Genomic DNA, 22,768 nt, shown 5'->3' with positions numbered 1-22,768 from the left:
CGTGAGCGACGATCGCCTCCTTTACACGCGCCAGGTTCGCTTGCCGGAGGTCGGCGAGGCGGGCCAGGCGCGTCTCGCGGCAAGCACGGCACCGCTCGGTGGCGCAGGCTTCGCCCGCACAATCGAGGCGAAGTACCTGGAGCGCGCCGGGCTCACGACCGCCACCTCCGGCACGCCGGCTTCGGTCGAGGTGGCCTCCCTGGGGCTTCGAAACGAGGCCGCACGGGAAGTGGGGGAGGGCGCTCTGCGCGCGCTCGCGGCCATTCGAAACGTCCTACTGGGAGACCCTCGATGAGCGGGGCACTTCGGGTTCGCCGCATCGATTCGGTGATCGATGCCGTCGGCAACACACCGCTACTGCGTCTTCGCGTGGTGACGAAGAATGCCCCCGACGTTCCGGTCTATGCCAAGCTCGAGTTCGAAAACCCCGGCGGGAGCGTGAAGGATCGTGCGGCCCTGCGCATGATCCGTGATGCACTCGCGGACGGTCGACTCGGACGCGGCAAGACGCTCATCGATTCGACGAGCGGCAACACCGGCGTGGCGTATTCGCTCTTCGGAGCTGCACTCGGCATCCCGGTGAAGCTCGTGATGCCCGAGAACGTCTCGCGTGCGCGCAAGGACATCGTTCGCGCGTTCGGCACGGAGACCATCTTCTCGGATCCGCTCGAAGGATCGGACGGCGCCATTCGGCTCGCCAAGAAGATCGTCTCCGAGGATCCAGACCGCTGGTTCTACCCCGACCAGTACGCCAATCCTTCGAACCCTCTCGCGCACTACGACGGCACGGGGCCCGAAATTCTGCGAGACGTGGGCGACACGATCACGCACTTCGTGGCCGGCCTCGGCACGAGCGGTACGATGATGGGCACCGCGCGCAGGCTGCGCGAGCACCATCGTCCGATTCGCTGCATCGCGGTCGAACCCGATGCGCCGCTCCATGGCCTCGAGGGTCTCAAGCACATGGCCTCGAGCCTGGTGCCGATGATCTACGACCCGAAGGGGCACGACGAAATCTTCCCCGTGTCGACCGAAGACGGTTGGGACATGGCGGATCGACTGGCACGTGAAGAAGGCCTTCACGTGGGGCATTCCTCGGGGGCGAACCTCTTTGCAGCCGTGAAGACCGCCGAGCGCCTCCAGCGCGAAGGCACACCGGGTTGCGTCGTGGCCATCGTGGCCGATCGCGGTGACAGATACTTCTCGCCACTCCGGTGGGAGAAGAAATACGTGTGGTGAGGAAGACGGAATGCGCGACGTAGAAAAGCACCCCTGGATCAATGGAAAGCTCACCCTTCGCGCCGACGTGGTCGCGCGCGTCGACGAAGAGGCACGTGCGGCCTACGCGCGCGACGAAGAGAGCTGTGGGCTTCTCGTCGGGCCCGGCGAAGAGCCGCTCGTCGTCGACGAGATCGTTCCGATGGAGAACCGGGCGAACAAGCTCCATCGCCTCGATCCGGAGACGTACCCGCGAACGGGCCGCATGTACTTCGACATCGACCCGCTGAAGTTCGAGCGTGCGGTTCGTGATCGTTCGGCCGCCGGCCGGCCCGTGAAGGTGCTCTACCATTCGCACCTCGATGCAGGTGCATACTTCTCGGAGACGGATGCCGCGGCGACGACGATGGGGGGCGATGAGCCGACCTACGACCTCGCGTACCTCGTCACGAGCGTACGCGAAGGCACCGTCGACGACCGGAAGCTCTTCATCTGGGATCCAGAGAAGCGCACGTTCGTCGAGGGCGAGCTCTTCATCGCCTGAACGCTCGGTAGCCCGATAGCCGAGAGTCGGCGCTCGCGTTCGCCGTGCTAGGGTGACAAACGTGCCCTGGCCCGCTCGGTCGTTTGCGCCGCTCGTCGGCGTCGCGTTAGGCGTTGCCGCCAGCGTCGTGGGAAGTGCTCCTTCGGTGGCGCTAGCCGACGCACGGAACGATTCGCGGGAGGTCGCGCTCCGCGTCGTCGAGCAATGGCGCGCGGCTGGCGCCAACGTGATGCCGATGCCGCCGCGCTTCGTCTTCGACGACGAGTCCGTCGTCATCCCCGTCTCGCCCGCACTCGGGGCCGACGGCACGCCCGTCCCAAGCGGAGGAACCTGTACCCACGTCGCCCTCGTTGGGCCGCGGGGGCTCAGCTTCCGAGCAAAGCTCTCCGACGCGAGCAGCGATCCGCTCGCGCCCGAGCCCGCGGCCCGAGCGACGAGCGTCGCAGGCGTGCTCGAGCTGATTCGATGTGACGGAAGCAAGCCCGTGCGCAATTTCGTCATCACGAGCGACGCGGGGCGCGGGACGATCGAGATGGTCGTCGCGCAGTCGCGTCCGGATTTGCCGGCTCTCGCGACGATCATCCCCGAGCGAACGGGCGGGGCGCTTCCGCCGCCCCCCGAGGCCGGCGCCCTGCCGCCGCTTGCAACGCCCGAAAAGCGCGCCGAGGCGGCCGAGACCCGAGCGAAGCGCGAGGGCGCGGGAACGGTGACGCGCTCGGTGTTCCATGCAGCCGACGACGGTTCGGGCGAAGAGGAAGTCTCGCTCGCGCCGGGCTGTCATCGCGTCGAGCTCTTCGCGAAGGATCCGCGCACCGACAACCCCGCCCGGCGCTTCCGCCTCGACGTCGACGCCGAAATTCGCGATGCCGACGGCGACAAGCTTCTCGCGCGCGACCGAACCGAAGCCCCTGACGCACGCCTCGAAGCCTGCGTCGGCCGGCAAACACGCGCGACGGTCGTCTTCGTCGGCGCCGTTCCCAAGTCGGACGTGACGGCGACCGTCGCGAGTTGGTCGCTTCCGAACCGCCTGCCGGCGCTCTGGGGCCCCATCGCGCGCGGGAAGATGGCGCGGGCGATGTTCACGCGGCACATCGCGATCCCCTCGGAGGACCCCGTGTTCACCGCGCAAGGAACCTCGGGCACGACGCCGCTGCCGTTGCCGGTCGAAGTCGGAGCCTGCTACGTCGCCGTGGTGGCGACCACGCACGGCCATCCTCGAACGCTGCAGCTTCGTGCTCTCGTCGGCCCGCACGACTCGACCGACGAGCGCGGGGCCGCCGAAGAGACCGCGCTCACGTCGTTCTGCGTCGGGCCGAAAGAGACCGCGCGTATCGAGGTGACGGCGCGTCCGTCGGGAATCGGCTGGGGGCTCGCGGTGTATCGCGTGAAGAGTGGAGTGTGGGAGGCCGGGCGATGATGCGCATCAACAGGAGCGTGGCGTTGCTGCACGCGCTCGTCGGAATCGGCCTCGTTTCGGGGTGTGGGGCGTCGTCGCCACCTCCGGCTGCCGCGCCTGCGCCGCCCAATGCTCCGCGCGTCGTGCCCGGCTCGCTCCAGGCCACACCGCTCCTCGGCGATCTTCCACAGCGCGTCTCGCAGCTCGGTGGCAGCCCGCTCGCGATCGTCGCGTCGGGGCCGATGAGCGAAGGTGAGCGCCTCGGTGCGTTCGTAGACGTTCCGAAAGACGCGTGCCTGCTCGCCTACGGCCGCGCATCCGCGTCGCTCGAAGACATCGACCTCGCGGCTTTCGCCGACGAGGGCAATCCGCTCGCTGTCGACGAGGGGCCCGATCCGCGCCCCACCGTGCTCATTTGCCCGCCCCATCCGAATCGCGTTTACGTCGCCGCGCACGCGGCAAGTGGTGCCGGGCTCTGCGTCATCGCCGCGCAGGTCGTGCCCCGCGACCGCGCGCAGGACATCGGACGCATGGCGGGAGCGCGCGGCTCGCTCGGTGGCGCTCCGCGTACGCCCGAGGCGTGGCCTGGCCTCGACGACAAGGTTCGCGCGCATCAGGCGGCGCTCGGCGGGAAGTGGGACGAGCTGCGTCGCGTCGCGCTCGGCGTCGATGCGCGCACGGTTTCCGGCCTCGGCTTCTCGGTCGAAGAGGGCGGCTGCACCGATGCGCTTCTCGTGGCCGACGAAGACGTTGCCATCGTCGATGCCGACGTGATGGATGCCGAAGGCCGTCTCATCGGTCGCGCAAAAGACGGCGCCGGCGGGCGCTCGGTCACCGTGTGTTCGCCCATGGCCGTCTCCGGCACGCTCGAGGTGCGTCCTCACGTCGGTCGAGGGCTCGTGGCCGTGGTGCTCTCGAAGACGAAGCCCGAGGCGGCACGCGATCTGGCGAGCCGGCCCGACGTCGCCTGGTTCGCACCGGCGCTTCCGCTCGATGCCACGCGCACCGCACGGAACAGCGAGGTCGGCAAGGCGGGCTACGGCGCCCCGACCTCGACGCAGAACGGTCAGCTCGCACTCGGCCGCCGTTCGACGTCGAACGTGAACCTCGCGGCCAACGGCTGCACGCGCATCGACGTCGTCGCGGGTGCTCCGCTCGCACTCGTCGACGCCGCCGTTTGGGACGATGCGGGCTCGCTCCTCGCGAGCAACGAAGGAACGGACGGCACGACGCTCTTCGCGTGCGGCAAGGGCAAGGCCCGCGTCGACCTCGGGACCCGAGGGCGGCCGGGCCCGTATTCGGTGCTCGTGCGCCCCGAGATGTGGAAAGATCCCGCGTTCACCGCGCATCCGCTCGCCGCGAGCCGCATGCTGGCGCGCGCCTCGGCTGGGCCGAACGGCATCCCGGAGGGCAACGCGGGCTCCGTGAAGTTCGCTTCACTCGATGCCACGCATCAATACGTGCAGAACGCAAACGTCCCGGCGGGGCAGTGTCTTCGCATCGCCCTCGGGACATCCGGCGAGGGTACCGGCGTCGAAGCGCGTCTCTACGATTCCGTCAGCGGCGACGAGCTCGATCGGGCCCACGGGCAGAATGCCGTGAGTTTGCGCGCATGCGCGGACGCGAACCCGCGGACCGTGCGCTTCGAAGCGCGTGCGACCGCGGGCAAGCTCGACGCCGTGGTTGGCGAGCGCGTGATCCGCGCGAAGTAGCGCGGCCCCGCGATCAGCGCGCTTCCAGCGTGCTCTTGATGGCGGCGTCTGCGCGAGCGAGGTCCACGTCGCCGATGCAGAGCGTGGGGCCCGACCGGGGCACGAAGGCAACGCGACAGCGACCGCGCGATCCCGGAACCAGGCTGCCGAGGACGAAGTCCGCCGCGATGCCGAGCGCCACGATCACGAGGCCTGCCAGGAGCAAGGACGGCGATGCTGCGCGCACACCGTCGACCAACGCGCGGACGCCCACCCAGCTGCCCACGGCGAGCGCGAGCAGCCCCGCATAGAACGCGGCGCGGGGATAGCGAACTTCGCGTGCGACGCGCACCAGGCCGGAGCGCACGATCACCTGCTCGCGCTCGCGGAGCGTACGGCCCAGCATCTGCGTTCGGGTCTTCATGCGCACGCCATCGTGGGAGAGGACGAGCTCCGAAGGGCGCCGGTACGCCAGCGCGACGCGTGCGACAAGGCGCACGGCATGCACCACGAACAGGATGCCGGTGAGTGCGAGAATCGTGGTCGAGACAGGACCGCGAGGCGGCGCGGTGGCCTCTCCTTCGAGGCGGACTTCGACCCCCGACGCGGCTTCGCCGGCGGCAAGGATGCGAAGGACGACCGGATCCTTCGTGACCCCCGCGAGCTCGCCGACGAGGCGACGCGAGTCGCTCGTTTGCGATCCGGCGAGCGCGGCACAGCCGACGATCGCCTCTCCGCGACCCAACGCTGCGCCCTTTCCTTCGAGGATGCGACGCACGCGATGCGCGATGGCCTCCCAAAGATCCGCAGCGTCGTCACCGAGCGCGCGGTCGAGAAGGGGAGTCGCGTCGAACGCGGTGTGCGTGGAGAGCCAGAGGATGTCCGCCGCGAGCCGATCTTCGTCTTCGCGACGTGACTCGGCGATGGCGTGCGCCCAAAGGGCCGAGGCGAGCGCGCGCTCGGCTTCGCCCTCGGGGCCGGACTCGAGCACCTTCAGCGCGTTGCCGAAGGGAGTCTCCGCCTCGGCGCGCGGAAGGTTGACCTCTTCCGCCGCGGCCGAAACTTTCGACGTGAAGCTCCACTCGGTACGGCGGCTCTCAGCCGCTTCGATCACGATCGCCTGCGTGATGGAGACGAGGTCGGGAAGGCGAGCCGAACGCGCGACGGCCTCGTAGGCCGCAAGCGTGGTGCCTCGTGCGCCCTCGGCGCTACTGTCTGCGTGGTCGCCTGGGTTCACGCTCGTTCCGTGGGATGCACGCTGAGCCACGCTCGCGCGCTTCGGAAGTGCCTCCGTGTCGGGCTCTGCCATGGTGGGGCCAATCACCGTGTAGCCGAACGCCCCGCGGGCGACCACTATTCATTGTGCTCGGGGTCGCGAAAACTTGGCCACCATCCTCCCGATCCGATAGCGGAAATGGCCGGAGGCGATCGGTGTCGCTCCGAGGAGGCCACGCATGAAATCGAAGTCGGAGGTTTTGACCGAGCTCCGGACGATGCTCGCGGACGTCTTCGCGGCGAAGGCGTCGGGCGAGGCATACGGCAAGCTCGCTCGCGCGCACGGCTACGTGGACGGCTACATGCGCGCGCTCCTCGAACTGGGGTGCGTGAGCAAGGCCGAGCTCCTCGAGGTCGTCAACGCCGAGCGCGAGCGTTCGAGCGGCCCCGCCATGCGCCCCATCGCTGACGTCGCTGCCTGAGCACCTTGCCCGCGAAGGGCGCGAGCTCACGATGAACACGTGCCGAAGCGGCGCGTTCCTTGCTGACGTTTGCTGACGTTCAGTGCCGTTCACGCCGGCAAGGAGGACGTCGTATGAGGCACCCCAGTCCGTCCGGAAATGTCCCGCTCCAGGATGATCGCCCGCCGGGCCGCTCGTTCGAGGATCCGACTCGGCCGCTCGGCTCCGAACTGATCGACCCGAATCCCTCCGAGGCGCAGAGGACGTTCGTGGCGAATCGCGCCAAGGCCATCGCCATCCTGCGCAAAGCGGAGGAGTTCATGCGCTCGCACAATCCGTCGGGAACGACCCCGAGGGCGTGCTTCGTGCGCTCGAACTCGCAGCCGGTCGGATGGGCGTCAAGCTCTCGGAGTACGACGCGATCGTGGGTGACGATCCCGAGCTCCGGGCGCTCGAACGACGTGTGATCGACGACGTTCGGCGCCGCGGCTGACGTTTCGTCTCAGGGCGCGAGAATGCTCACGTCGCCCGTGACGCTGCCCTGGACGTGGTCGGTCTGACGCCAGAAGTTGGCGACCTTGTCCTCGCCGGGGATGAACTGCGGGAAGAAGCCGGCGAACTTGTCGGGCTGGGGAAGCGCGCGCAGGTCCCACTTGTGCGTGGCGCCGTTCAGCGTGCCCACGGCCCGGCGGAGCGTGCCGACGCTCGCGTCCTGGTAGTAGATCGTGACGACGTCGCCCTCGACACGAATGACCGAATCGTCGCCGACGACGTGCTTGCCGTCCGGAAATGTCGCGCCGCCGACCGCGCTTCCGTCGTCGATGATCTCGGGACGGTTGGGCTTGCTGTCGGTGAGCGTCACGTAGCGGACGCTCTCGTCGAGGCCGCTGACGTAGCTGATGTGCCACGTTCCAGCGGAGTCGATCGCGAGCGACGAGGCGATCCCCACGTCACCCGTGTCGATCGCCGTCTTGTCGGCCCGGCTTCCCGTCTCGCCGTCGACGATGACCCGATCCCAGGCGCTGCCTTTCTGGACGAGGGCGACGAGGTTGCCGTGCGCACGATCATAGGTGGTGATGCCGAGCCCGCTCGGGCCCTTGGCGATCGAGATGTAGCCACCGAAGACGTTCGGGTAGGTCTCGATCGTCCCCTGAACGGCTTCGCACGACGCCTTGCCGTCGACGGTGACGCACTCTTTGCCGCTCGCGCATTTCTCCGGCGTGCAACCCGAGACCTTGTCCGAGCAGAGGCCGGTGCTCTTGATGCACACCTGGCTTCCAGCGCAGCCGACGCTGCCGAGGCACGGGTTCTCTTCTTCGACGGCGACGTCGGTGAAGGTGAAGTCCGAAGCTTCCTTCGGGTTGCCCGACTTCGCCGTTGCGAGCACGACCTTCGAGCGCGTGTGCCCGGCGGTCCCTTGCTCGATCTGGAGGAAGGCGATGACCGGCTTGCCGTCGACCAGGATCATCTTGGAGTAGCGGCCGACGTCGCCGGCGTTCACTTCTTTGAGGACCGAGGCCTTCCAACCGTTCGCGTCTTCGGTGGCGAACTTCAAGCGATGGTTGGTGGCGTCGTAGTAGCTCACCATCGGGTGGCCATCGCCGGTCGTCTGGATGCTGGTCCAGAGCCCGACGTCGTCGCCCGAGTCCGATTCTCCGCGTCGCCACGAAGCAGGGGAGCGATCGGGACAGCCTTCGGTGCGCTTCGGCAATCCGTCGACCGTGAGCCACTCGACGCGCTGTTTGCCTGCGTCGAACTTGCCGACGACGAGGTCGCCCCACAGCTCGCTGTCTCCCTGATCGAGGAGCGCATCGTTGTAGCCGGCGACCCAGATGGATCCGTCGGCGGCCTTTGCGACCGACGTGTACGCGCCGGGCATGCCCTGCGAGAAGCCATCGAGGCATGCTTGGTTGCAGTCGGCTCCGCAGCCCGTGGCGCTCTTTTCTTCGCTACCGCAGGAGCACCCCTGGCTCGTGGCGGCTACGACGCCAACCGTGCCGAGCGCGAGGGCTGCGGTGCGCGAGGAAGCACCGAACGTGCGCACCGCGTCGCTCGCGCGTTGCGAGCGGCGTGACCAGCGGCGGAGGCCAACGAGCGCCAGGCCGCCGATGCCGAGCGCGAGGGCGAGCGTGTTGCCGTCGGTCGAGGTGCGGCCTGGCGTGGAGCAACCGCAGCTCGAGGCCGATCCGAGCGAGCTGTCGCCGCGCCCTCGGACGAGCGCCTGCTTGACGGAGCGGACGTTGCCTTCCTCGTCCTTCACCTCGACGTCGATCTCGGCCGCACCACCGACGTCGATCTGCGCCATCTCCGCGATCGGCCGGAATTCTCCAAAGGGCTGCCCGTCGAGGCGGTACCGGCCCACGAGAGACCCCACCTCGCTGACGAGGTCCCAGGCGTCGATCTTCGCCGAACGATCGACCTTCTCGATCGCGACGAACGGAGCGAGCGCGTCGATCACGAAGGGGATCTCGGCAGGCGTCGCGTCTTCGGTGAGCGGCTCGTCGGCGACGCGCGCCGAGACCTTCAGCACGTGTTTGCCCTGCAAGAAGAGCTGGTCGTCCTTGATGACGATGTGCTTGTCGCGCGACCACGGCGAACGCGTTCCGCGGTCGATCGCCCACGAGTACTCGACCGCGTGCGTGCCATCGTTCTCGAGCGGCGAGCTCGCTTCGACGACGAGCTCGGGCAGAGCATCGCGCGAGTAGGTGGTGAGCTGCATGCTCTCGGGGTGGACCGTCTTCGAAACGAGGCGAGCGAACGTGTCGGCTTCGACCGTCGCCGTGCCCGCGGTCTTCGAGAGTTTGGCGAAGAGACCGAGGAAGTCGTCGTTGCCCTTCGTGAGCTTCTTGATGCCGTCGATCTGGAGCCCGAGGCCGAACGACGAGAGCGCACTCGAGAGGTCGATCGGCGAGATGCCGCCGCCGACGAGCTGCTTGCCGAGGCCGCCGAGGAGACCCGAGAGGGCGCTGGCGACGAGCTTGGGGTCGTCGAGGAGCAGGTCGTTGTTCGTGACCGCGCCGTTCGCCACGCCGATGTCACCGATGGTCGGAACGAGCCCGCCGTTCGGGTTCTTGACCGGATCTTTCGCGGTCTCGAGGTTCACCGGCACGGTGAGGTCGGCCTGGAAGGTGAAGGCTCGGACGAAGCGATCGAGGTGCCAGATGTAGAAGTCGACGGCGAACTTCGGGAGCGACACCGTAAGGAGCGGGTCGGCCTGTGTTCCTGCACCGAGCTTGAGCGACGGAGGCGCCTGCGGGCGCGTGGCGATCGCCGCAGCCGCATCACCGCGTTCGAACGTCAGGTTCTTGATCGAGGGGATGATGATGCTGAGGAGCCCGGCCTTGAGCATGTCGACTTGTTCGGTCGACACGCCGAGGCAAAGGAGGCCGCTGTTGTAGACACTCGTGAGCGAGTAATCGAGGAAGCGGCCCGCGAGCGCGATCCCCAGGTGCGACGCGTCCGCCGGATCGGCCTGCGTCGGCGCGAGCTCGTCGGGGATCGGAATGTTCGTGGGAACGGTGACGTTCGCCTGGGGCACACACTTCGACGGCGGCTGCGGGAGCACACCGCCAATCATGCCGAGCGTGATGCCGTTCTTCGTGTGGCCCGTGCCGTCCGCGCCGAGTCCCGGCAGGGGCTGCATGTCACCGGCGGCCGCGAGCCCGAAGTCCAGACCTCCGGCGGTGCCGGGCGAGAAGCTGGCAAGGAGGCCACCGAGGTCCACGTGAGCGTCTGTGCCGAGCAGCGTTGCGACGCACTTGGTCTTGTCGTCGTCGAACACGCACTTCTTGCCCGTGCTGTCGGGCGCCGTCTTGCTCGGGCAGGGCGGGTTGAGCGTGGGGTTCGGCGCGGTGCAGAGCTGCTCGGAGAGGAGCGAGCGCACCTGACCTTCGAGGCTGTTCTTCAGCGGATCGACGATGAGCCCCTTCACGAAGCTCGAGTTCAGGACGGCGTCGCACACGCTCGTGGCGAAGCTGCACTTCGCGCAGACCTTCACGTCGTCCGAGGTGAGGCCGTCGAGATTGATGACAGCGTTGTCGACGTCGACCTTCGTGTAGCCGTCGCGCGGTGAGCTCGTCTCGGCGATGAGCGGCAAGGTGATCGCGAGAGGCAGCGCGTGCGGCTTGACCTGCGGAGCTCCGTCGACGCAATCGCCGTCGCCGTAGCCGATGTGCAGCGTGATATCGAAACTGCCCACGGGGGGTTCTACGGTGGCAACGACGGGGGTGTCGTCGACCTTCAGCGGCACGACCGCATGGACCGAGACCGTGTTCGGCTTCACCGCGTCGATCTTGAACGTCGCGTTGGCGAGGCCGACCTCGGCGTGGCACTGCGGAGGCGTAGCGGTCGGCTTCGGCCCGTCCGGGCAGATGTTCGGATCGATCGAAGTGCCGAGACCGATCGACGTCTTCGGCGGATCAATGTTCGGGATGTCGACCGAGAACGTTCCGCCGCCGCCATTCACCAGAGACGCCGCGACGCCTCCGAGATTCTGCTCGATGAAGTCGAGGCCGGGGCGCGAGAGGCGGACCGAGGCGGCGTTCGTGATCGCCTTGTCCTTCGGAAAGCCGCCGGGCAGGGGCGTGCTCCCGCCGCAGCTGCTGCAGCCCGACGAGCAGCCTCCGCCGCTGCACGAGGCGATCAAGAGGACCGAGACAGCGCCAAGCACGTGGCGGAAGCGTGAAAGCATGGAGACTCTCCTCGTCGTCGTCGCGGTCGGGAAGCTACATCGAACGAGGCCCTCTCGAAGGTGCGTCACGCATTCTTCACGAAGGGTTCGCTCGAAACGGACTGCCCCGATAGTGGCGCATGATGACCAATCATCATTGGCCGGTGCAGCCCGCTGTTGCCCACTATCCCTAGTGTGACAGGAACTCGTTCGGCCACCACCCGTGACGCGCTGCGTCTCGCGAAAGCGATGCACACGCGTGCCGAACGGCGCGCACAATGGCGAAAAACGCGGAGAAAGCGAGTCTCAAATAGGTGTTTTGGCGCTGCCGACCGTGGGCCTTGGGCTAGCCGCCGTCGCCCGCGTCGCTTCCGGCATCCTTCGTGTCACCGGCGTCAGCGCCCGCATCCGTTCGCGTGCTCTCTCCGGAGCAGCCGGCCGTTCCTTGGCCGTCGAAGATCTTCGCAGCACTCGCTGCGAACGTTGCCGCGAGCCACACGCTGTCGCCGCAGCCTCCGGGCTGCTTGTCGACCGAGCAGAAGTCACCCTGGAACACGATCTTCCCGTTCGCATCGCGGGGGCACTTGAGCGCCGTCTCCGCAGCAAGGAAGGAGCAGAGCGACTTGTTGCCGATGTCGCGGATGAGGACCGAATCCGCCTCTTCGAGCGTGATGTATCCGCCGAGCGAGCCCGAGGTATTCCACTTCGAGCAGAGCGAGTGATCGTCGAAGCAGGCCGGGTCGAGCGCCGTCGGATTGAAGCCACCGATGCAGTTGCCGTCGTCCGAGATCGTGACGTTCTCGATGATGACGTCGGTGAGGGGGAGCAGGATGACGCTCGCCACCTCGGGCGACAGGAAGATCGGAATCTTGAGCGGCGCCTTCTCGAGGGAACGGAAGGTGTTCCCGGAGAACTCGATCTTGGTGTGGAGCGGCTCGACCTTGTTCGCCCCAAGCTCGAAGTTCGCGAAGCAGTAGCCTTTGCCGAACGCGTCGGTGGGCGGAGGCGCGCCGCCCGTGATGAGCGTGTTCGAGCTCTTGTCGACGCGCAAAAGCCACGAGAAGAGGCCCTTGCCGACCTCGCCGCAGCTCTTCTCGTTCATGTCGATGTTGAGCGTGACGACGGTGTTCTGGATGAAATCCGCCGCAAGGGCCGCGGGGGCGGCGATGTTCAGCCGCCGAATCCGGAAGTCGAGGACGTCTTTGCTCTTGTTGTCCCCGATGGGGAGACACGTGGACGCGCTCCCGCACCGGGCTTCGTCGATCGTGCAGCCACCAGAGCCCGTGCACACCTTTTCGGAGTTGTCACACGTGGCTTCCGGGAGCTTTCCCGGAGCCGCTTCGCACGCGCCGCCGCTCGCCTCGAGCGCTTGCTCGGGCGAGGTTCGGCGATGCGGGTCGTCCTCGCAGGCGAGGGCGATGAAGGACGCCACCGCGGCGGTGGCGATCCCCAATGACAGCTTCCGTGCGAGACGGGCCCCCACGCTCACGACGTCAATCTCACGATGTCACGCTCACAGTGTCGTTCTCACTCCGGCAGCTCGACGCGGCCGCCGGTCTCCACCAATGCCATGAACTGATCCATGCGCGTGCGAAGGTCGCCGGGCGAGACGTCGAGAAGACGACGCGGACCGATCCCCTCGACGCAGAACGAGCCGAGCGCCGAGCCGAAGTAGATCGCACGGCGCATCGTCGGGTGAGCGAGGTTGCCCACGCGCGCGATGTAGCCGACGAGGCCGCCTGCGAACGAGTCGCCGGCGCCGGTGGGGTCGACCACCTCTTCGAGCGGGTAGCCCGGCGCGAAGAACATGCCGGCGTCATCGAAGAAGAGCGCGCCGTGCTCGCCGCGCTTGATGATGAGGTGCTTGGGACCACGCTTGCGGATGTCCGCCGCGGCCTTCACGAGGTTGTGGATGCCCGAGAGATCGCGCGCTTCTTCGTCGTTGATGACGAGGAGGTCGACCTTCTTGAGGACCTCGCCGAGGAGCTTCGGCTCACCGTTGATCCAGAAGTTCATCGTGTCGGCCACGACGAGCTGGGGCTTCTCCACCTGGGCGAGCACTTCGAGCTGCAACGCGGGGTGGATGTTGCCGAGGAGAACGAAGGGCGACGCCTTGAACTCGGCCGGGATCTTCGGACGGAAGTCGGCGAAGACATTCAGCTGCGTGTCGAGCGTGGTACGGCTCGAGAGGTCGGCCGAGTAACGGCCGCGCCAACGGAAGGTCTTGCCGTCCGCGCGCTCCACGCCCGCCGTGTCCACGCCGCGCTTGCGCAGGTCGTCGAGGACCGATTCCGGGAAATCGTTGCCCACGACGCCGACGACGCGGACGGGCGTGAGGAGGGAGGCAGCGATGGACGAGTACGTGGCTGCTCCTCCGAGCACGTTCTCGAAGGTGCCCGAGGGCATCTCCAGGTCGTCGTATGCGAGCGAGCCAACGATGAGGACAGGGCTTCGGTTCATGCGAGCCCGGACACTAGCACTTCAATACCGGGATCTGTCACCCCTCGAGTAGCCATCCGAGCCGGGCACGGGCCTCGTCGCTCAGGGCGGAAGACGCCGTCATGATGGCGCCCCGCGAAGCACGGTACGCGATGCTCTTCGTCGGGTCGGGCAGGGTGGACGAGAGCTCGACGAGCGCCTTCTTCGCGAGAGCGACGTTGTTCTTCATGGTGGCGATGATGGCTTCGACGGTTACGTCGTCGTGGCCCTCGTGCCAGCAGTCGTAGTCGGTCGCGAGCGCGAGCGTTGCATACGGCAGCTCCGCTTCCCGGGCGAGCTTGGCCTCCGGCATGGCCGTCATGCCGATCACCGACACGCCCCACGTGCGGTACAGACGGCTTTCCGCCCGCGTCGAAAATTGCGGGCCTTCCATGCACACGTAGGTTCCGCCCTGGTGAACGCGCGCACCAGCCCGCCCGGCCGCCGCGAGGAGCGGCTCGGCGAGGAGGCTGCAGACGGGGTCGGCAAAGGGCACGTGCCCCGCGACACCGTCCTCGAAGAACGTGGAGATCCGCCGCTTGGTGAGATCGATGAACTGGTCGGGGACCACGAGGTGACCGGGCTCGATCTCCTCCTTCATCGATCCGACGGCGCTGATGCTGACGACGTGCGTGGCGCCGGCCTTTTTGAGGGCGCAGAGGTTCGCGCGGTAGTTGATCTGGTGCGGGGGGATGCGGTGACCGCGCCCGTGACGGGGCAGAAAGAGGAGCGTCGTGCCGTTGGCGAGCGTTCCTTTGACGAGGACGTCGCTCGGCTTGCCGTAGGGGGTGTCGACGGCGATCTCGGTCACGCCGCCGAGGCCCTCCATTTCGTAGAGACCGCTGCCGCCGAGGACGCCGAGGGTGTAGCTCATGGGCCGGGAGGCTAGCGCTTACGTGCGGCAGACCCCAGCACGAAGGCGGTGCCCGGCCCGGTGCCCGTTCGCGCTAAGATGCGTGTCGCCTCATGCGCCCGGAGCTCTTTCGCCTCTTCGACGTCGGCTTTCCGTCGTACTTCGTGCTTCTGCTTTCGGGCTTCCTCTTCGCGACCGCCCTCGGCGTGCTTTGGGCGCGGCGGATCGGAATGAACCCCGACGCCATCGTCGACCTCGGCCTCGCGATGCTGCTGGCGGGCGTCGTCGGTTCACGCCTTCTGCACGTCTTCGCGGACGGCTACTTCTGGGACTACGTGCATCTCTGCACGGATCCGGCCCAGGTCGACTGGCCGCTCGAGCGCGCGGAATGCTTGTCCTCGGCCTACGATGGCGTTTGGGACGCGGCGAAGGGCGTGTGCCATCCGAAGAACGCCGATTGCTTCGCTTGGGCGAAGTTCTGGGCCGGCGGGCTGACGTACTACGGCGGTTTCCTCGGAGCGACCGCCGCCGCGGTCTTCCTTCTGAGGCGTGACAAGTTTCCGTTCTGGAAAGCCGCCGATATGGCCGGCTTCGCGATCCCCATGGGCCTGGCCTTCGGGCGCATGGGCTGCCTGCTGGCGGGCTGTTGTTTTGGCGCCACCACGGACCTGCCTTGGGGCCTCTCGTTTCCGCCCCGAAGCCCGGCGACCGAAGCCCAGGTGAAGGAGCATCTCCTCGGAAGTCTTCGTATGTGGAGCCTTCCGGTGCACCCTACACAGATTTACGAATCGGCCGCTTCGCTGGGCATCGCCGCGTTCTGTCTTTTCTGGCTTTTGCCGCGCAAACGCTATGACGGGCAGGTCTTCGCGGCGTCGCTGGCGCTCTACGCCGTGGCTCGCTTTCTCGTGGAGATCCTTCGACGTGACGCGCGTGGCGGCGCCGTCGGGCTCTCGACGTCTCAACTCATCGGTCTGGGACTTCTCGTCGCCGCCGCTCTCATTCACAGAACGCGCAATCGAAACCGTTCCCCCCGCGCCGCTTAGGGTATACGAAGCCTCACATGAGGGGGTTGGCAGTGCCGGCGTTGCGAGCCTTCGCAATCGTCGGCACCTTGGCGATGTACGTCGCGCTCGCAATGGTCGGGCGCCTGGTCGAGCCGGTCGGCGACCTTCCTCTACTGTGGCCGGCGGCCGGCTTCGTGATGGGCGTCGCCTACGTCTGGGGCCTCGAGTTCGTCTCCGTCGCGTTCGTCGGCGCAACGCTTGCGGGTTGGCTTGGCGGGATGTCCGTCGGAGGGGCGATGGCGCTCGGCTTGGTGAACGCCGCCGAGGTCGCGTTCGGGTGCCTGGTGCTCCGTCGTCTCGGCGTGCGGCCTCACCTCGAACGTGTTCGTGACGTCATGGCGCTGCTCGCTTGCGGCGCCTGCGCCTCCGCGGCTCTCTCGGCCACCGCCAGCGTAGGAATCTTCCTCGTCTCCGGCCGCATCCACGTCTCGGGCGCGATGGAAGCGTGGCGCTCGTGGGCGACGTACGAAGCGACCGGAATCATGGCGCTGGCCCCCGCGGTGCTGACGCTCGGCAGCAAGCGCACGAAGAACCTCCGCGTCTCGCGCGTCGAGCTCTTCGCGGTGTGGGCGCTCGGTTTGACGATCGGCGGGCTGGTCGTGTGGGCGCCATTTCCCGCCTTGGCGCTCGTCATGCCGATCCTCATGTGGGTCGCGCTCCGGCTCGGCCCGCGAGGCGCCTCCGTGAGCGTCGTGGTGCTCGTGTTCTTCGGTGGCCTCGTGGCTCATGCCGGGGTCGACCTGCCGACGATCGATGCCGCGCGCGTCCACGTCGGTCTCGTGCTCGTCGCCTCGGCGTGTCTCTCGGCGACGACGCTTACGCTCGGAGCGGCGGTCGCCGAGATACGCCGCGCGGAGACCGACCGCATGCGCATCGAAGCCGAGGACCGCGCGATCCGGGAGCGTGGCGAGCTTCGCGAGCACCTCCTCGCCATCGTCGGGCACGATCTGCGGGGTCCACTCAGCACCGTGGCTGGGGCGGCGCGGCTCCTCTTGCAGAACGAAGACCCGTCGGCGCGCCGCCTCGCCGACGTGATCGATCGCGCCACGAAGCGCATGTCGCTGCTCGTCGAAGACCTTCTCGACTTCGCCCGAACCCGCCTCAGCGGCATCTCGCTGGTGCTCGAGAACCTCGATCTCCGTGACGTTTGCGAGCGCCTCGTCGAGGAAGCCAAGGTCGCACACCCCGAGAGGGCTATCGAGCTCACCGCCCGGGGCGACTTGAGTGGCTATTGGGACGCCCACCGCGTCGCTCAGATGCTGGCGAACTTGATCGGCAACGCATTGACGCACGGACAAGAATGGATGCGCATCGAGGTGTTCGGGGAAGCTCCGTTCGCGGTCGTCCTCCGTGTGGCCAACGGTGGTCCACCGATTCCAGCCGAGATGCTCGACCAACTGTTCGAGCCATTTCGTCGGGGAACGCGCGCGAGCGCCCCCGGTCTGGGCCTGGGGCTCTACATCGTGCGCGAAATCGCGGTCGCCCATGGAGGAGAGGTGGCGGCAACGTCGGCCGAAGGGGACGGAACCGTCTTCAATGTCGTGCTGCCTCGCGATTCGCGCGAGGAACCGGTCTCTTCGAGCGAGCCGGCCGGGTCCCTCCCGGACCTCGCTACGGCGTCTTCCCCCGAGATCGTGCGCGAGTACGAGTCATCCTGAGACAAAAATTTCGACCAGCGTACGCGAAGATTTTTCACGGAATCCCCCGTGCAAGGCCATTAAGAGGGGGGCACCATGTCCGAGCGTGAGGACGTCGCATTTCCTAACAACCGACTCGTCTGTTCGCGATGCGGCGAGACCGTCGTGCGCTGTTCGCACTGCGGTCTCGGGTTTCCGACCGAGCAACAGGTCATTTGCCGACGAGCAGACGGCCATGAACACGGTGAGTGCTCGGCGCATCGCATGCGACAGATGAGGCGGAGCCGTCCCGAAAGTCCCTGACGGGCACGCGACATGCTCGTCTGAGGGCGATGCCCATGCGAGCCCTTGCGCCGCTGGTTCTCCTTCTCGGGATCTCCTTCGTCGCGGGCAGCGGCTGTCGCGGCGGTGCGCCACGAATGGCGACCGCGCCGACCAAGCCGCACGCCGGCGAGAGCGTCGTCGTTCGGTTCGACGCTCCTGTCGTCTCGCGCGGGATGGACCAGGTCTGGGTCACCCTCGTGCCTCCTTCGAGCCCCGAAGGATTCGTGGTCGATCGCGTGATCGTCGACGACGGCGCCACCGAAGTCGTCGTTCCGGCCGCCGCCGAGGGCACCTTCGAGCTGCGACTCCACGATGCCTATCCGCGACGGAGCCACCACCTCGTCGGTCGCACGCGCGTCGAGGTCGAGCGTCCGGGCGTCGCGCAAGCCGAACCGCCTCCCTGGTATTGGTGAGCGCAGAAGCGCCCGCCTCGGCGCGCGGGCCACAGATCAGCGCGAGCGCATGACGGAGCTCGCCGTCGAGGCGTTCTGCCCTCGTGAGGCGCAGCCGCACGGCAAGCGCGAGTGGGACGGTCGGGGCGTTCGGCAGCGTGGCGATTCGGAGCGGTCGAAAAGTGCGGAACGCCGCTTGCTTTTGGCATCGGTCGAGGATGCCCGTCATGCGAACTCGCCGTCGACCTCGTAGCGCCGCACGCGCGGTTGCACTCTCGCTGGCAGCGGCCGTGGCTGCTCCCGTCGCCTGGGCCGCGGGGCGTGTGCTCGCTCATCCGGTGCTCCCGCACGCGATCGCGGCGCCTCGACGAGTGCTCGCGTCGAGCGTCGGACGCATCAGCTACTACGAAGACGACGGCGCTTCGGGACCGCCGCTCGTGCTCCTCCACGGAGCGGCTCCGACGAGCTCGGCCTATGAGGTTCGTGGCCTTTTCGAGGCATTTCGTAGCGAACGCCCGGTGCTCGCGTTCGACCTCCCGGGCTATGGCTTCTCCGAGAAGCGGAGCGAGCCGTTTACCCGCGAGCAGTACGTCCACTTCATCGAGGACATCCTGGCGGACGTCTCGCGTCGCTACGGTTCGACGGTCGACGTCATTGCCATCGGATTGACCGGCGAGCTCGCAGGGCGGGCGGTCCAACGGAAAGCACGTCTCGTCCGTTCGCTCTCGGTCATTGCGCCCACGGGGTTCGACGGTCCGCCGAGCCTCACACGCGCGGCGCTCGTCCATGCGCGTGAGCTCGCGGCGAAGGCACTCGATGTCCCGTTCCTCGGTGCAGCGCTGCATCGTGCCGCGACGGCGAAGCCGGTTCTCCGCGCCCAGCTCGGCCGCGCGACGCGAGGGCGAGCCGCCGAAGAGCTCGTTCGCTACACGCACGCCGTCTCGCATCAACCGAGTGCTCGCTTCACGATCCTCGCGGCGATGACCGGCGCGCTCTACGACCCGGCCGTCGTGAACGACGTCTACGACGTGCTCGGGGTCCATGCGCTCTTCGTGCATGGCGACCATCCGACCTGCCCACCGGCCGTCATCGACGCCCTCGTCTTGCGGAATTCGCGGTTCGCCCGGGTTCGCATCGAGGGCGCCCACGCCCTGCCGCACGTCGAGCAACCGTTCGAGACCGCGAGTGCACTCCGCGCCTTCTACGCGACGCTCTCGGTCAAGCCCCAGCTCCGCGTTATCCGAGGCGAGCGGGTGGGGCGTCCGTTCGAAGGTTACCGTCCCCGTGGTTCGGCGAGCCATCGCCACGCTTGAAGAGGTTTTCGAGGAGAAAGGAGCGCGCCATGTCGATGGATCTGAGCTTTCTGCTCTTTCTTCGCCCCATGCCCCGCGCTGCGACGCCGCCCGAGAACCCGAAACCCGAAGGCGGCGAGCTCGAACGGGCGGGGGAGGTCGAGGAGGCCGAGGAGGGGGCCGCCGATGATCGCGCTCCCGCCGAGCGGATCAAAGAACGAGGCGCTGAAGAGACCGACGACGATCGCATCGACACGCGCCTGCTCCGCGAGCGGTGACGCTCCGGAAAAAGCGAACGTGAGCGTGCGATGAGGCGGCGACAGAGATCACGTGACCGCCGAGCCGCAGGCATCGAAAGCCACTGCGGCAAGCAGGCTCATGGACGAACGTCGAGTTCAAGCTATAGAGGTGCGTTGGGGGGATCAAGTTGAGGCCTGACCTGACGTACAGCATCGAGAGCCTTGGTCACTACGAACTGCCGGACAACCTGACGCAAGCCCCGGTGTCCGACGTGGAAGACGTCCTTCGGCGCGCAGCCCTGCACATGGGGTGGCCCGAGGTGGATATCCAGTGGGTCGCGAGCGTGATTCCTGGCTCGTGCATGGCGTGCACGGACGCCGTTGCATACACGAGGGGCGTGGCGCTCCTCGTCGCACGGCCACTTCTCTACTGAACTGATTGACGGTCGCGTGGCGTCGTCGCCAGCGTCGCGTCGCGTCGATCTGACGAGGCGCGCGGATTCGCGCGAGTCTGTCAACCCCCCTAGGGGGAATTGCGATTGATTCGCAGAAAGACGTAGCGTTTGGATCGACGTGCGATCGCGTGGGGGCGCGCCGCATGCGCTGGGGGAGGGAGCTATGAAGCACGATGAGCCGATGAGCCGGTCCACGCTCGCGCTCGAAGACATGCTGGAACGTCGCGAAGGGCCTTCGGACGATCTCGAAGCCCTGACGCGAGCGCTGTCTCACGAGCTGCGTGCCCCCCTGCGCGTCATCGACGGGTTCAGTCGTATTCTTCGCGAAGAACACATCGACAAGCTCGACGCGGACGGGCGACGCTATTTGGACCGCATCGCCGAGGCGGCACAGACGATGGACCGGCTCGTCGAGAACCTCGTGGACATCACCAAGCGAGCCAAGGGCGACGCGCGACGCTCCGAAGTGGATCTCTCGTGCGTGGCAAGGCGCATCGCGGACCGACTCAAAGCGGCCGATCCGACGCGCCATGTCGAGGTGGTGATCGAGGAGGGCATCCTCGTCCACGCCGATGCCTCGCTCCTTCCCGTCGTCTTCGAGAACCTGCTCGGCAACGCGTGGAAGTTCACGGCCAAGCGCGAACGTGCTCGTATCGAGGTCGGCCGCACGTACGACCCGACGGCGACGAACGAAACGGCCTACTTCGTCAGCGATGACGGCGTCGGCTTCGATCCCGCCGAGGCGGGCGACCTCTTCGCGGCGTTCCAACGGCTGCCCTCGTCCGACGAGTTTCCCGGAACGGGGCTCGGCCTCGCGACGGTCGAGCAGATCGTGCGCCGCCACGGGGGACGTGTTTGGGGCGAGGGCTGCCTTGGGAAAGGTGCGACCTTCTATTTCACGCTCGGCTGTGCGCCCAGCGTTTGACGCGTGAGCGAGACGGTTCGAGGATGGCGCAAGAGGACCTGATGGAACACCCGACCAAGTCCCTCCGTTCGATCCCGGGGGATCAGACCCTGACTCCGAGGCTCCTGCTCGTGGAAGACGAAGCGAGCCTCGCGAGGGTCATCTCGCGTGTCCTCACGCAAGCCGGGTTCGATGTCACGCACGCTCCGGACGGGGCGGTGGCAAGCGAAGCTTTGACGACGAAGTCGTTCGACGTCGTGCTCAGCGACATCACGCTGCCGGGAGCCACGGGGGTCGACCTGCTTCGCCTCGTGCGCGTCTACGATCTGGACGTCCCGGTGATTCTCATGACGGGGAACCCGACGATCGAGACGGCGACGCAGGCCGTCGAGCTCGGAGCGCTGCAGTATCTGGCCAAGCCGGTCCCGCTCGACCAGCTGCAGGCCGCCGTCGGCCGCGCTCTCACGCTCGGGCAGCTCGCCCGTGCGAAGCGGGAAGCTCTCGCCACGGTCAACGAGGGATCGCGCCACATCGGCGACAGGGCAGGGCTCAGCGTCCGCTTCGATCGCGCCGTCGAGAGCTTGCGGCTCGCGTTCCAGCCCATCATCGACGCGCGGCAGCGCAAGATCGTGGCGTACGAGATGCTCCTTCGCTCGAGCGAGCCTTCGCTCCCCGATCCCGGAGCCGTTCTCGACGCCGCCGAGCGCCTCGACGCCGTGCATCATCTCGGTCGGCAGATCCGGCTGCTCGCCGCCCGGGCGTTCCGGCTCTTGCCGTCGCCGGACATCTCGCTCTTCGTAAACTTGCACGCGCACGAGCTGACCGATCCGGAGCTCTACGCGGGCGACGCGCCCCTGGGCGAATACGCCCGCCGCGTGGTTCTCGAGATCACCGAGCGCGCGTCGCTCGAGTCGCTCAGCGACATCCCGAGCCGCGCACGCCGCCTGCGTGATCTCGGCTACCGCATCGCCGTCGACGATCTCGGCGCGGGCTACGCGGGCCTCACGACATTCACCACCCTCGAGCCCGAAGTCGTGAAGCTCGACATGTCCCTCGTGCGCAACATCGGACAGTCGGCAACGAAGCAGCGCGTCGTCCAGTCGATGATCCGTCTCTGCCGAGAGATGTCCATGCGCGTCGTCGCGGAGGGCATCGAGACGCGCGAAGAGCTCGCCTGCATCGGCGATCTCGGCTGCGATCTGCTGCAAGGTTACTACCTCGGCAAGCCCGCCGATTCGCCCGCGGCCACCCCGCTGGTCTGATCGTGCGGGGAGCGGGATAGGGCCGATCCTCACCGCGTAGAAACGCGGCGTCGTGGTGTCGTCAGTAAGCGATCTCTGCGAGGTCTTCTTCGAGCTCCGCCAAGGTCCGCTCGGTCGAGAGGCGCGCAACGAGCGGGTCATCGAGGAGCTTGCCGGCGAGCACGTGTGCGATCGCATCGAGAGGAAGCTGCACCTCGAAATAGGCGCCAGCGTACGCGCGATAGACCTCGGGATCGCCGCTCAGGATCGCGAGCTCTCTGGCCATGGGCGCCCCGTTGCCACGCAGAGTCCACGCCGTGCCATCGTGCCAGCCGCCGAACGTGATGTCGTTCATCGAGAATGCTGGCTCGTTCAAATGCGGGGCGAGCGTCGTGGGCAGCCCGGCGTAGATGGCATCGCTGTTTTCCCGCGGATACTCGTGCCAGAAGGCCTTGACGAACACGCCGGTCGGCGCGAACACGATGAACCACTGGTCGCCCGAACCGTTGCGCATCGAGGCCATACGCTCGGTGCCGGCCTCGTTCCAGGCGTGGTTGAACGAGTAGTACCTAAACTCCCAGTCCGCGGACATGATCGCGTCGAGCGCCGCGAGACCTTTGCACGTCCGCTCGAGCTCGACAGGGGCGGGCAGCAACGTGGGCGGTGCGCAGGTCATGGCGCGATGCTATCCGCTT

General features: G+C 67.4%; 20 protein-coding genes. 14 read left to right on the top strand and 6 right to left on the bottom strand.

Annotation, left to right across the window (positions count from 1 at the left end; all coding sequences use genetic code 11):
- Position 1: 1 nt before the first annotated feature.
- The 5 genes from AKJ09_RS41290 to AKJ09_RS41270 all read left to right on the top strand — a co-directional run bounded on the left by AKJ09_RS41290 (position 2) and on the right by AKJ09_RS41270 (position 4,870).
- Positions 2–295: a hypothetical protein gene (locus tag AKJ09_RS41290; protein ID WP_146653332.1), complete on the top strand. Its 294-nt coding sequence runs from the start codon at positions 2–4 to the stop codon at positions 293–295.
- Positions 292–1,239: a PLP-dependent cysteine synthase family protein gene (locus AKJ09_RS41285; protein ID WP_146653331.1), complete on the top strand. Its 948-nt coding sequence runs from the start codon at positions 292–294 to the stop codon at positions 1,237–1,239. The genes AKJ09_RS41290 and AKJ09_RS41285 overlap by 4 nt, the downstream gene beginning before the upstream one ends.
- Before the next feature lie 10 nt (positions 1,240–1,249).
- The gene (locus tag AKJ09_RS41280) at positions 1,250–1,762 is read left to right on the top strand and encodes a M67 family metallopeptidase (protein ID WP_146653330.1); all 513 of its coding nucleotides are present in this window, start codon (positions 1,250–1,252) and stop codon (positions 1,760–1,762) included.
- A 145-nt stretch (positions 1,763–1,907) separates the two neighbouring features.
- On the top strand, positions 1,908–3,179 hold the full coding sequence (locus tag AKJ09_RS41275) for a hypothetical protein (protein WP_146653329.1): 1,272 nt from the start codon (positions 1,908–1,910) through the stop codon (positions 3,177–3,179).
- On the top strand, positions 3,176–4,870 hold the full coding sequence (locus AKJ09_RS41270) for a hypothetical protein (RefSeq protein ID WP_146653328.1): 1,695 nt from the start codon (positions 3,176–3,178) through the stop codon (positions 4,868–4,870). Before AKJ09_RS41275 ends, AKJ09_RS41270 begins: the two co-directional genes overlap by 4 nt.
- A 13-nt stretch (positions 4,871–4,883) precedes the next feature.
- Here AKJ09_RS41270 and AKJ09_RS41265 read toward each other — a convergent pair whose 3' ends face one another.
- Positions 4,884–6,158: a hypothetical protein gene (locus AKJ09_RS41265; protein ID WP_146653327.1), complete on the bottom strand. Its 1,275-nt coding sequence runs from the start codon at positions 6,156–6,158 to the stop codon at positions 4,884–4,886.
- A gap of 145 nt (positions 6,159–6,303) precedes the next feature.
- Here AKJ09_RS41265 and AKJ09_RS41260 point away from each other — a divergent pair, with 145 nt between their 5' ends.
- Positions 6,304–6,546, top strand: a complete 243-nt coding sequence (locus AKJ09_RS41260) for a hypothetical protein (protein ID WP_146653326.1) — start codon at positions 6,304–6,306, stop codon at positions 6,544–6,546.
- 481 nt (positions 6,547–7,027) lie between these two features.
- On the opposite strand, the gene AKJ09_RS41255 is transcribed toward AKJ09_RS41260, so the two are convergent.
- From AKJ09_RS41255 to mtnP, 4 genes are all read right to left on the bottom strand, one after another.
- Positions 7,028–11,215: a hypothetical protein gene (locus AKJ09_RS41255; protein ID WP_146653325.1), complete on the bottom strand. Its 4,188-nt coding sequence runs from the start codon at positions 11,213–11,215 to the stop codon at positions 7,028–7,030.
- A 325-nt stretch (positions 11,216–11,540) separates the two neighbouring features.
- Positions 11,541–12,683, bottom strand: a complete 1,143-nt coding sequence (locus AKJ09_RS41250; protein ID WP_146653324.1) for a hypothetical protein — start codon at positions 12,681–12,683, stop codon at positions 11,541–11,543.
- 38 nt (positions 12,684–12,721) lie between these two features.
- A complete protein-coding gene (locus tag AKJ09_RS41245) occupies positions 12,722–13,654 on the bottom strand; it encodes a PfkB family carbohydrate kinase (RefSeq protein WP_146653323.1) in 933 nt (310 codons plus the stop codon).
- 37 nt (positions 13,655–13,691) lie between these two features.
- Complete coding sequence (gene mtnP, locus AKJ09_RS41240; RefSeq protein WP_146653322.1) at positions 13,692–14,546, bottom strand: S-methyl-5'-thioadenosine phosphorylase; 855 nt, start codon at positions 14,544–14,546, stop codon at positions 13,692–13,694.
- A gap of 92 nt (positions 14,547–14,638) precedes the next feature.
- On the opposite strand from mtnP, the gene AKJ09_RS41235 reads away from it, so the two are divergent.
- The 8 genes from AKJ09_RS41235 (at position 14,639) to AKJ09_RS41200 (ending at position 22,094) form a co-directional block, all read left to right on the top strand.
- Entirely contained in the window at positions 14,639–15,568 is a 930-nt protein-coding gene (locus AKJ09_RS41235) for a prolipoprotein diacylglyceryl transferase (protein ID WP_146653321.1), read from the top strand.
- Between the two features lie 17 nt (positions 15,569–15,585).
- The gene (locus AKJ09_RS41230) at positions 15,586–17,247 is read left to right on the top strand and encodes a sensor histidine kinase (RefSeq protein WP_146653320.1); all 1,662 of its coding nucleotides are present in this window, start codon (positions 15,586–15,588) and stop codon (positions 17,245–17,247) included.
- A 311-nt stretch (positions 17,248–17,558) separates the two neighbouring features.
- Complete coding sequence (locus AKJ09_RS41225) at positions 17,559–17,963, top strand: hypothetical protein (protein ID WP_146653319.1); 405 nt, start codon at positions 17,559–17,561, stop codon at positions 17,961–17,963.
- A gap of 206 nt (positions 17,964–18,169) precedes the next feature.
- Positions 18,170–19,255: an alpha/beta fold hydrolase gene (locus tag AKJ09_RS41220; protein WP_169928278.1), complete on the top strand. Its 1,086-nt coding sequence runs from the start codon at positions 18,170–18,172 to the stop codon at positions 19,253–19,255.
- Between the two features lie 29 nt (positions 19,256–19,284).
- A complete protein-coding gene (locus tag AKJ09_RS41215) occupies positions 19,285–19,512 on the top strand; it encodes a hypothetical protein (RefSeq protein WP_146653317.1) in 228 nt (75 codons plus the stop codon).
- Positions 19,513–19,661: 149 nt separating this feature from the next.
- The gene (locus tag AKJ09_RS41210; RefSeq protein ID WP_146653316.1) at positions 19,662–19,907 is read left to right on the top strand and encodes a hypothetical protein; all 246 of its coding nucleotides are present in this window, start codon (positions 19,662–19,664) and stop codon (positions 19,905–19,907) included.
- Between the two features lie 202 nt (positions 19,908–20,109).
- Positions 20,110–20,853, top strand: a complete 744-nt coding sequence (locus tag AKJ09_RS41205) for a sensor histidine kinase (protein WP_169928277.1) — start codon at positions 20,110–20,112, stop codon at positions 20,851–20,853.
- Positions 20,854–20,894: 41 nt separating this feature from the next.
- Positions 20,895–22,094, top strand: a complete 1,200-nt coding sequence (locus tag AKJ09_RS41200; RefSeq protein WP_169928276.1) for an EAL domain-containing response regulator — start codon at positions 20,895–20,897, stop codon at positions 22,092–22,094.
- Between the two features lie 61 nt (positions 22,095–22,155).
- On the opposite strand, the gene AKJ09_RS41195 is transcribed toward AKJ09_RS41200, so the two are convergent.
- Complete coding sequence (locus AKJ09_RS41195) at positions 22,156–22,749, bottom strand: hypothetical protein (protein WP_146653313.1); 594 nt, start codon at positions 22,747–22,749, stop codon at positions 22,156–22,158.
- Between the last annotated feature and the right edge of the window lie 19 nt (positions 22,750–22,768).

The organism is Labilithrix luteola (genome assembly GCF_001263205.1).
Lineage (GTDB): Bacteria > Myxococcota_A > Polyangia > Polyangiales > Polyangiaceae > Labilithrix > Labilithrix luteola.
The sequence above is the reverse complement of the archived record's forward strand: the minus strand, read 5'-3'. Positions and strand labels throughout refer to the sequence as shown.